8 protein-coding genes and 1 pseudogene are annotated in these 7,398 nt (G+C 61.1%); 3 read left to right on the top strand and 6 right to left on the bottom strand.

Annotation, left to right across the window (positions count from 1 at the left end; all coding sequences use genetic code 11):
- Nucleotides 1–17 precede the first annotated feature (17 nt).
- Nucleotides 18–532 (bottom strand): annotated as a pseudogene (locus BJG92_RS15450) (hypothetical protein).
- Nucleotides 529–1,605, bottom strand: a complete 1,077-nt coding sequence (locus BJG92_RS15455) for a CHAP domain-containing protein (RefSeq protein ID WP_232084877.1) — start codon at nt 1,603–1,605, stop codon at nt 529–531. Before BJG92_RS15455 ends, BJG92_RS15450 begins: the two are co-directional and overlap by 4 nt.
- Nucleotides 1,606–1,717: 112 nt before the next feature.
- On the opposite strand from BJG92_RS15455, the gene BJG92_RS15460 reads away from it, so the two are divergent.
- The gene (locus BJG92_RS15460; protein ID WP_232084878.1) at nt 1,718–2,056 is read left to right on the top strand and encodes a hypothetical protein; all 339 of its coding nucleotides are present in this window, start codon (nt 1,718–1,720) and stop codon (nt 2,054–2,056) included.
- 127 nt (nt 2,057–2,183) lie between these two features.
- Here the strand turns inward: BJG92_RS15460 and BJG92_RS15465 are convergent, their stop codons facing one another.
- From BJG92_RS15465 to BJG92_RS15480, 4 genes are all read right to left on the bottom strand, one after another.
- Nucleotides 2,184–2,612: a hypothetical protein gene (locus BJG92_RS15465; protein WP_232084879.1), complete on the bottom strand. Its 429-nt coding sequence runs from the start codon at nt 2,610–2,612 to the stop codon at nt 2,184–2,186.
- On the bottom strand, nt 2,609–3,532 hold the full coding sequence (locus tag BJG92_RS15470) for a DUF6545 domain-containing protein (RefSeq protein WP_232084880.1): 924 nt from the start codon (nt 3,530–3,532) through the stop codon (nt 2,609–2,611). Before BJG92_RS15470 ends, BJG92_RS15465 begins: the two co-directional genes overlap by 4 nt.
- A gap of 86 nt (nt 3,533–3,618) precedes the next feature.
- Nucleotides 3,619–4,155, bottom strand: coding sequence for a hypothetical protein (locus tag BJG92_RS15475; protein WP_232084881.1), 537 nt, complete (start codon nt 4,153–4,155; stop codon nt 3,619–3,621).
- Nucleotides 4,152–4,988 (bottom strand): oxygenase MpaB family protein, encoded by an 837-nt coding sequence (locus BJG92_RS15480; RefSeq protein ID WP_232084882.1) that lies wholly within the window; start codon nt 4,986–4,988, stop codon nt 4,152–4,154. The genes BJG92_RS15475 and BJG92_RS15480 overlap by 4 nt, the downstream gene beginning before the upstream one ends.
- A gap of 260 nt (nt 4,989–5,248) precedes the next feature.
- On the opposite strand from BJG92_RS15480, the gene BJG92_RS15485 reads away from it, so the two are divergent.
- Nucleotides 5,249–5,452 carry a hypothetical protein gene (locus BJG92_RS15485; RefSeq protein ID WP_232084883.1) on the top strand — a complete coding sequence of 68 codons (204 nt, stop codon included), beginning with the start codon at nt 5,249–5,251 and terminating at the stop codon, nt 5,450–5,452.
- Nucleotides 5,453–5,827: 375 nt separating this feature from the next.
- Nucleotides 5,828–7,398 (top strand): hypothetical protein (locus BJG92_RS15490; protein WP_232084884.1); only part of this gene is annotated, 1,571 nt, incomplete at its 3' end.

The following is a 7,398-nucleotide window of genomic DNA, read 5'->3' on the forward strand; positions in this document are numbered from 1 at the left end:
GGATGGACTGAGGCGCTTTAGGAGGCGGGTGGGGTGAGTCGGTTGACCTTCCACGGGGAGTCCTTGCCCGTGCGGAGCAGCTGCACCGTGTAGGTCCCGGCGTTGGTGGGGACCGAGGCCTTGACGCCGAAGCCGTTGGTTTCATCGACGGCGAGGGTGGCCGGGCCGGTGACGCGGGAGGCCGGGATGTTGGCCGGGTCCACGGCCGAGTAGTCGGCGGTGGCCCGCGGGGTCAGCCACCGGGCCAGGTCGTTCGCCCACTGCTCGTCCTCCATCGTGGGGCGGGCGAAATCCGTCATGGCCTTCCCTGCGACGTCCACGGCTTTGTCCTTGCTGGCCTGATCCCAAGTGATGCCGATCGTGGCGGGAATGGTGTGCCGCCCGGTGCCTGGAGTCCGCTGTTGGCGCTCAGGGAGACCGGCGCAGACGCCGTGGGGCTGGCACTGGCAGACGTTGGCGCTGTCGTGTTCGCGGCCGGTGCGCACGAAACGCACAGCAGCGCCACGCCAACCAGGGTCAGGGGCTTCTTCATTTCTTCTCCTCCTGGGTGGGCAGGTACAGGAAAGCTGAGGGGACAGTGCTGGTCACGGTCCGGGTGTAGTAGGCGTGGTCCGCCGGGGCCGGGTTGCCGTTGTAGCCCTCTTCGACGTATGTCCCGTTGTCTTTGACTTCCTTGACGACGGCGACGTGGCCGAAGTTCGGGTCCGCTCCCCCGGCGCCGGGTGCGTACCAGACAACGGCGCCGACCCGGGGTGTGTTGCCGGAGTCCCAGCCCTTGGCGTCCCAGCCGGCCTTCCAGGTCAGGGCCGAGCCGAGCCCCTGTCCGTCCGGGCGGAAGGAGCCGTTGAGGAACTTGAATGGTGCGCTGGTGGACCCCATCTGCTGGTTGACCCGCCAGAGGGCGAAGTCCACGCACTCGCGGTAGTACATTCCCAGCGGTGAGGTGCTGGCTGTGTTGGCGCCGACCTGCAGCCAGGTCGGTGAGTTCTTCCATGGGTAGTCATCCCCGGCCCCGGATTGTCCGGGGATGGCACAGTCGCTGCCTTGCAGGGAGAACTTCGAGTTCGAGAGCGCCTGGACGAGTTTGACGGCCTCGGGCCAGTACTTCTGGTAGTGGTACGGGTCGGCGTTGCGCTGGACCTTGTTGCCGGCAATCGTCGGTTCCAACAGCTCCCAGCCGGCCACGCCTTTCAGGGCTTTGATGAAGTTGGTTGCGCTCGTGGTGGGGTCCATGCGGTCCGCGTAGGAGCCCCACGCGCCGTTGTCGCGCTGCTGAAACAGCCCGCGGGAGTCCGGGCCGGCGCCGTCGCCGGCATCGAGCACCCGCAACCCCGACTCCCCCAGGGCTACCATCACGCTGACCATCTGCCCGTTGACCGACAAGTCCTGTGCCTTCCCGGCGCCCATGATCGTTGCGGCATTCTTCAGCTGTTCGTGGGTGTAACCCTCGACCTTCGTGTTCCCGTCCACTACGACCGAGACCGGGCCACAGTCAGCCACGGCAGGTTTCGCGGGCCCCAGCAGGAGAAGCATGGACGAGATGAGCCCAAGGACCGCCAAAGGTGCCGCGACGCCTGCTCCGATGATGAGTCTCTTGGGTTGCACTCGAGCCCTCCTCCTAGTGTTATCTAAAATATTATAGCAATACTTTAAGTATCTCTTTAACGACGGCATTGGCCTGAGCTGACAACAATGTGCGACAAGTAGGATGTTCGATATGCCCCGACTGGTTAAGCCCGCAGACCCCGCATGGAATGACGCGGTAGCGACTGCTCAAACCGTCTTCAGTAGTGGGGTAAACCTTGCCCTTATCCACCACCTGGCAGGCAGGAGTGAACCTGCTACGCGTGCTGAGCTTGCCAAAGAGCTGGCCGAATTTTCGCCGGCGACCCTAAGCAAGGCTGCCGGCGTCCTTGCGGGAGCCGGCGTGCTGAAAAAAACCCCTGTCCTCGGTACCGCGACCGGTCGGCTGAATCATGCCTTTTCGGCGAATATGCCACGCATCGAGGCGCTTCTAGAGAGCCTTCGTTCGTATGCGCTGGGGGCGGAATCGTGACATGCGAATCTGAGGGCGCCCTGGTGAGCCAGGGCGTGTAACGCTCCATTGCTCTGCGGGTTTGGGCCCTGCACGAGTGGTAGGTCATAGATCAAGGATAGCCATGTCTTAGACATGGCTAATACAACTAGTCCGTTGATTTCATTTCGTCCTCGAGAATTTTGGCGATGGCCTCCGTTGCCTCCGGAGATAGGTCACCGAGTGCTCGGGCCGCGAAACTACGGACTTCAGCGATTCTCATCGCCTTCAAGAGTTTGAGCTGAGCCTCCACCCTGGCTGGCAGGGATGGATCCGAGTCCAAAAGATATGCCGCGGGGACGCCGAAGAAGTCGGCCAGGGCTGATAGGAGCTTAGGATCCGTTACGGTCGCCCCTGTCCCCTCCCGCATATAGAACCAGCGTGCCCGCGACAAACCGACGCCCTTAGCGGCAAGCGCAGACTGGATGTCAGCAAATTTGTATGGGTGTCCGCCCTCTGCGACGACGACGTCCATGAGGAGGTCCAAACGGCGGGATAGCTCTTCTCGCCGCTTGGACGCGTTCTGCTTGTTGATCATGCTGCGGTCCTATCAGTGCTTGAAGTTGTTAGCGGTGCTTTCATCAGTCGTTCTGCTTGAATGAGGATCGATCCGTGGGTGGCCCACGTGTCCGAGAGCCCGTCGGGATCAACCAGAAGGCAGTCCCGGATTTCGGTTATGCGGCGCTGCAGAGCCGTGTGGGGTCTGGCGTTGAAAACATCCGCTACAGGGAGTCTGCCGTTGTGGAGCACCAAGTTCGGCTTCCCTCTAGTGGCTGCTCGCCAGAGAGGAAGCATCCGGAGTAAGTGCCACCTGGCAGCGATGTCGAAGGAGACCGTGTGTCCTATGCCAACCAAACGCGAGGTTGAAAGCCCTGCTGCAACGCAGATAACGGCCACCCCCTGGCCTACGCCGTAGTACGGGGAAAACGATTCTTGAATGGAGCGGTCGGCCACAAATTGCAGCACAGATCTAGCAGCTAGCAGGGAAATGGCACCCAGGCAGCCGGCGCAGACGAGGAAGAAACCGAACCGGAAGGCAGCGGACATTTGTCGAAGATGACTGACAAGAACTCTGACGATGCTGGCGCTGGTGTAGGCGATGAAGGAAGAAGCGGCCAAGAGGAAGGCCATCATGCCCGGTTGGGATCCATAGGTACGGATCAACGAGGGGCTGGTGACGGGAAGGTCGCTCATCAAGAATCCAGCTATAAGAATCAGAGATGCGAGTATCCAAGCAACTTTGTGCCGTCCAAAGGTACCTCGGCGTGCGTTGGCGACGATATTTGCGGATGCACCAGCAGCGCTGGTGACAGCTACATGTAGTTGCGAGAAGGCTGCGAGAACGGACAGGGAGAGAATCAACCCGGCGAGATTGCGGCCTCCCATGATTGAGTCGACAGCGACGTAAACCGGCTCGATGTACAGGGTGAATCCTGCTGTCGCGAAAACTGAAGCCATGAAAGCCGGCCGCGCAGGAGGATTCCAGAGGGCCGAAACTCTCAGAAGTGTCAGGAGTCCCAGGCAAGAGGCCACAAGTACACTCATCACCCGAACACCTCGGCGAACTTTGACGGCTCATCCATTGGGCGGCGATTGGCGCGCCAGATACGGTCCATAATGATGTCCGCGAAGCTCTCCGCGCGTTTCTCTTCCACCACGGTAAATGTTGAGCAGGTGGCAGACCGGCGCCGTCCCAGCAGCTTCGGTTCGACGTCGCCCACCTGCAGCTGTCTGGTGACCATCGCCGAACCCAGAAGGGGCATAGGGCGTGCCACGTTTCCTCGGGCCCGCTCGTGATGGCCCAATAGCAGATGACCAAATTCGTGACACACATAATGGTCCTCGCGCCGGCGTTCATCGGCGGGCGCGAACAGGACGAGGTCTACGCTCTCGTTGCAGTACGTCATGGCGCAGACCAGGCTGCCCGAAAGCTCCTCGGTTCTCCGGACCACCAGTTTCCGTGCCCGCCTTGTAGAGACGATGTGGCGCAGCCCATCCAGGGTCAGTTTTTCAGGTAAACCGAGCTCGGAGATAGTTGATTGAACCAATCCGACGTAGCTAGGGGCGATAAGCGGAGTCATGGTTTGACGGGTCCCAGGTCTTCGAGTGCGTAACCGGAGGGGTACTGCGAAGAACCTGACAAGCCAGGCCTGAACCGCGGCGTCGTCCTCAGAGGGCGCCTTGATGACACGGCGGCTTTGAACTTCAAGAGTCCTGCCAGCACCTTCGCAACGAAGGGCTTCGGTTGGGGAAGACCCAGTGCTGACGACTGCCTCTCGTCTTCGAGCATTGCAGACAGGATCAATTCTGTGGCCGGACGCACCGGCGCCGGCAGGCGCCCGCGGAGGACGCCTAGTGTCGAGCTCATCAAGCTCAGCCCGGCGGGACTCGGCGCCACATACTCCTGTTCATAGCTGTCCAGGAATTCCTCAGCGCCTGCGAAATCGTTGGGGATATCTTGCAGTCCCATGCGTGTTCCGAGCTCAGCGAAGAAATCCACGGCCGCTTGTTTTTCAACGTCCAAGGATTGGCGCCAAGCGTGCCTGTCCACCCACCGAATCGGAACGACCAGCATCGTCATCAGGACATAGACGAAGTCAGCATTGCTTCCGGGGACACCCTTATGCACGTTACGCAAGAGCGCGACCATTGCAGCACCCCGCTCGCTATCAAGCCCTCCGGCGATGATCTCGTAGATCACGATCGCGGTGTCATAAGACCTCTTCTGGGGGCGTGAGCGAATCTCCCCCGTCGCCTCCAGCGCTTTGGCCAGCGAAGGGACGGAAAAGTTTCGGTAGTAGGCCAAAAAGAAGCCCAGATCCATGTCTTCGGCCAGGTCGAAGAGAACGAACTGACGATAGATATCTTCGTACTGTCCGCGGCTGAGCGTTTTTTGCCGGGCAATACTTTCCACTCGGCTTGTGTGCATCAATTCAAACTCCCGAAAAAGAGGCTGGAAGGCCCTCTCATGGACCGACCAGACAGGAAGGGTGCTCCAGAGAGACGTTGTGTGTGCCCGTGTACCCTTAGACATGTCCAAGATTGATTATAGTGGTTGGACGATCTAAAGAGATCGAGAAGGCCGCTCCTGATCCGACACGCCGGGTTCACATCCCACTTAAGGCAATCGGATTGATATTGGCTAGGGCTCGGTACACAAACTTAGGAGGGTCCATGGCACGGATGCATAAGGGCGATCGCCTGACTGTCACATCCAAGATTCCCCGCGCGGATGCCGTAAAGCTCAGCAGAGTCGTAGAAATCACCTCTGAGAGCCGCTCTGAACTGCTCGCGCGGCTGCTGCATGAGCACCTAAGCACCATCGACCTTGATGCCCTAGAAGGCCAGGAGTCCCTGCCTATCGCTAAGGCCAGTTAAAGACTGAAGGCCCGCACTAGGCGGGCCTTCAAAAAGTATGCGTTCAGATCCGAATCTTGGCGGACAACGATCTGAACTTTCCACAAGCTCCCCGTGAGGGGCGCTCCATTCGCTATACCTCGAAGGGACTAGCTGTTGTCTATGGTACCTGTCGCGGCCGCGCCGTCAACAACTGACGCAGCCCCGTCCGCGTGTCAAGTCACGCCGGTCATGGCGTGGAAGCTGGCCCCGCTGATCGCAGGCGCCCCGACGTATCGCCTGGGACGTTGGATAAAGGGCCGGTTTCAGTACCCCCGGCCGCTAAACGCGCCCCGGATCACCGGTTCCCTCCCAAGGGAGCCGGCGGCCGTTCCCATTCATGGAGCAGATGGCTCCGTGGCGACTCTCTGCCTTGACCTTGACACTTCTAAAGCGCTGCAAGGCGTCGTCGATGACGATGCCCGACGCCTCGGGGACTTTCTGGAAAGCTGCGGTGTCCGCTACGTCGCGGACTTCTCCCCCAGCGGCGGACGCCACCTCTACATCCCGCTCGCGGAACGTGTTAGCGGCCCGGAGGCCCGGGAACTCATCGAAGCCATGACCCTGCTGGCTCCGAGTCTTGATCCCAGCCCGCACCAGAACGTTACCGACGGCTGTATCCGGGTTCCAGGAACCGCACATAAGTCTGGAGGGCACCAGATCCTCACCACGCCTCTGGCAATGGCCTACGACATTATGCGGCGCCGCAACTCCGCCAGCGCTGTCACTGCTCTCCGAAGTGCTCTGGCGCCCGAACTCCAGCGGGCCCGCAAACTGAAAGACCGCACTGCCAAAATGGCGGCCGCGGCGACGGCTCACGGTATCCGCCCCGTCCCCTTTGGCGGGAGCCAATCTCCCTTACGGGTGCTGGCCCGTACCGGGCTGTACGACACAGCCAAATACGCCAGCCCGTCAGAGGCCCGCATGGCGGTCCTGAACCACTTCGCCGCCTGCGGCTGGACCCTGGACCAGGTCCGCCTCGAGCTGGGTGGCCAGTTCCCCGGCCTTGCAGCCCTGTACACCAACACCGACCGGCAGGAACGCCTCATCTACTCGGAGTGGACCGAAGCCTGCCGCTGGATCGAAAAACGGGGAACCCAGCCAACAGGCAGAAGAGCTACCCGTATTAACGACACAAGCCCCACAGAACCCACAGGGGGGGCGACTAGAACCAGCAGCAAAGCTGCTGTGCACCAGCTCGTGAACGATCTTGAAAATGTCCTCTACGCCGTGCTGGACCACAGACTGAAAGAACGCGGCCGCGAAGGCCTGAGCCTGCGCCTGCTGCTGCGCGCAGTACTCGGCTACATGCGAACCATGGAGACCGACCTGTTGGACGTAGGCTGCCGTACCTTCGCCACCGCACTGGGTAAACACCACGGCACCATCGCCAGACTCCTCCCGATGCTCCAACAAGCCTCAGACGGCATCCTGACCAAAGTCGCCGATGCCCGCGGCCGCAACGCTGATACCTACGTGATCCAACTCCCCCAGCACTTTGAACAACTCGCACGCGATCTCTCCTGGCGGAGTGGAAAAATCCATGGCATCCGCCCCGTCTTCCGCGCCCTGGGCGACGTCGCCGCCCTCGTCTACGAATCCATCGAACGCGGACGACTCTCCCCCACGACAGCAGCCATCGTCCGGTCCACAGGACTCAGCCGCACGGCCGTCGAAACGTCCCTGGCAACCATGGGCAGCTACGACATGATCGAACGCCGGCACGGACACTGGACCATTACGGCCGGGACCAGCCTTACGGCGCTGGCCCGGCGGCTCGGGGCATTAGACGATGCCGCAGAGCAGATTAGCCGTCATCGGCTGCAGCGCGCAGTTTGGCACGCCTGGTTGGATCGCAACCTAGTACCCGAACTGGCAGAACACGAAGTGGAAGAGCCCGACTCGGACCTGTACTGGATCCCTCCCTC

The sequence above is a fragment of the Arthrobacter sp. SO5 genome (genome assembly GCF_020532805.1).
Taxonomy (GTDB): Bacteria; Actinomycetota; Actinomycetes; order Actinomycetales; family Micrococcaceae; genus Arthrobacter.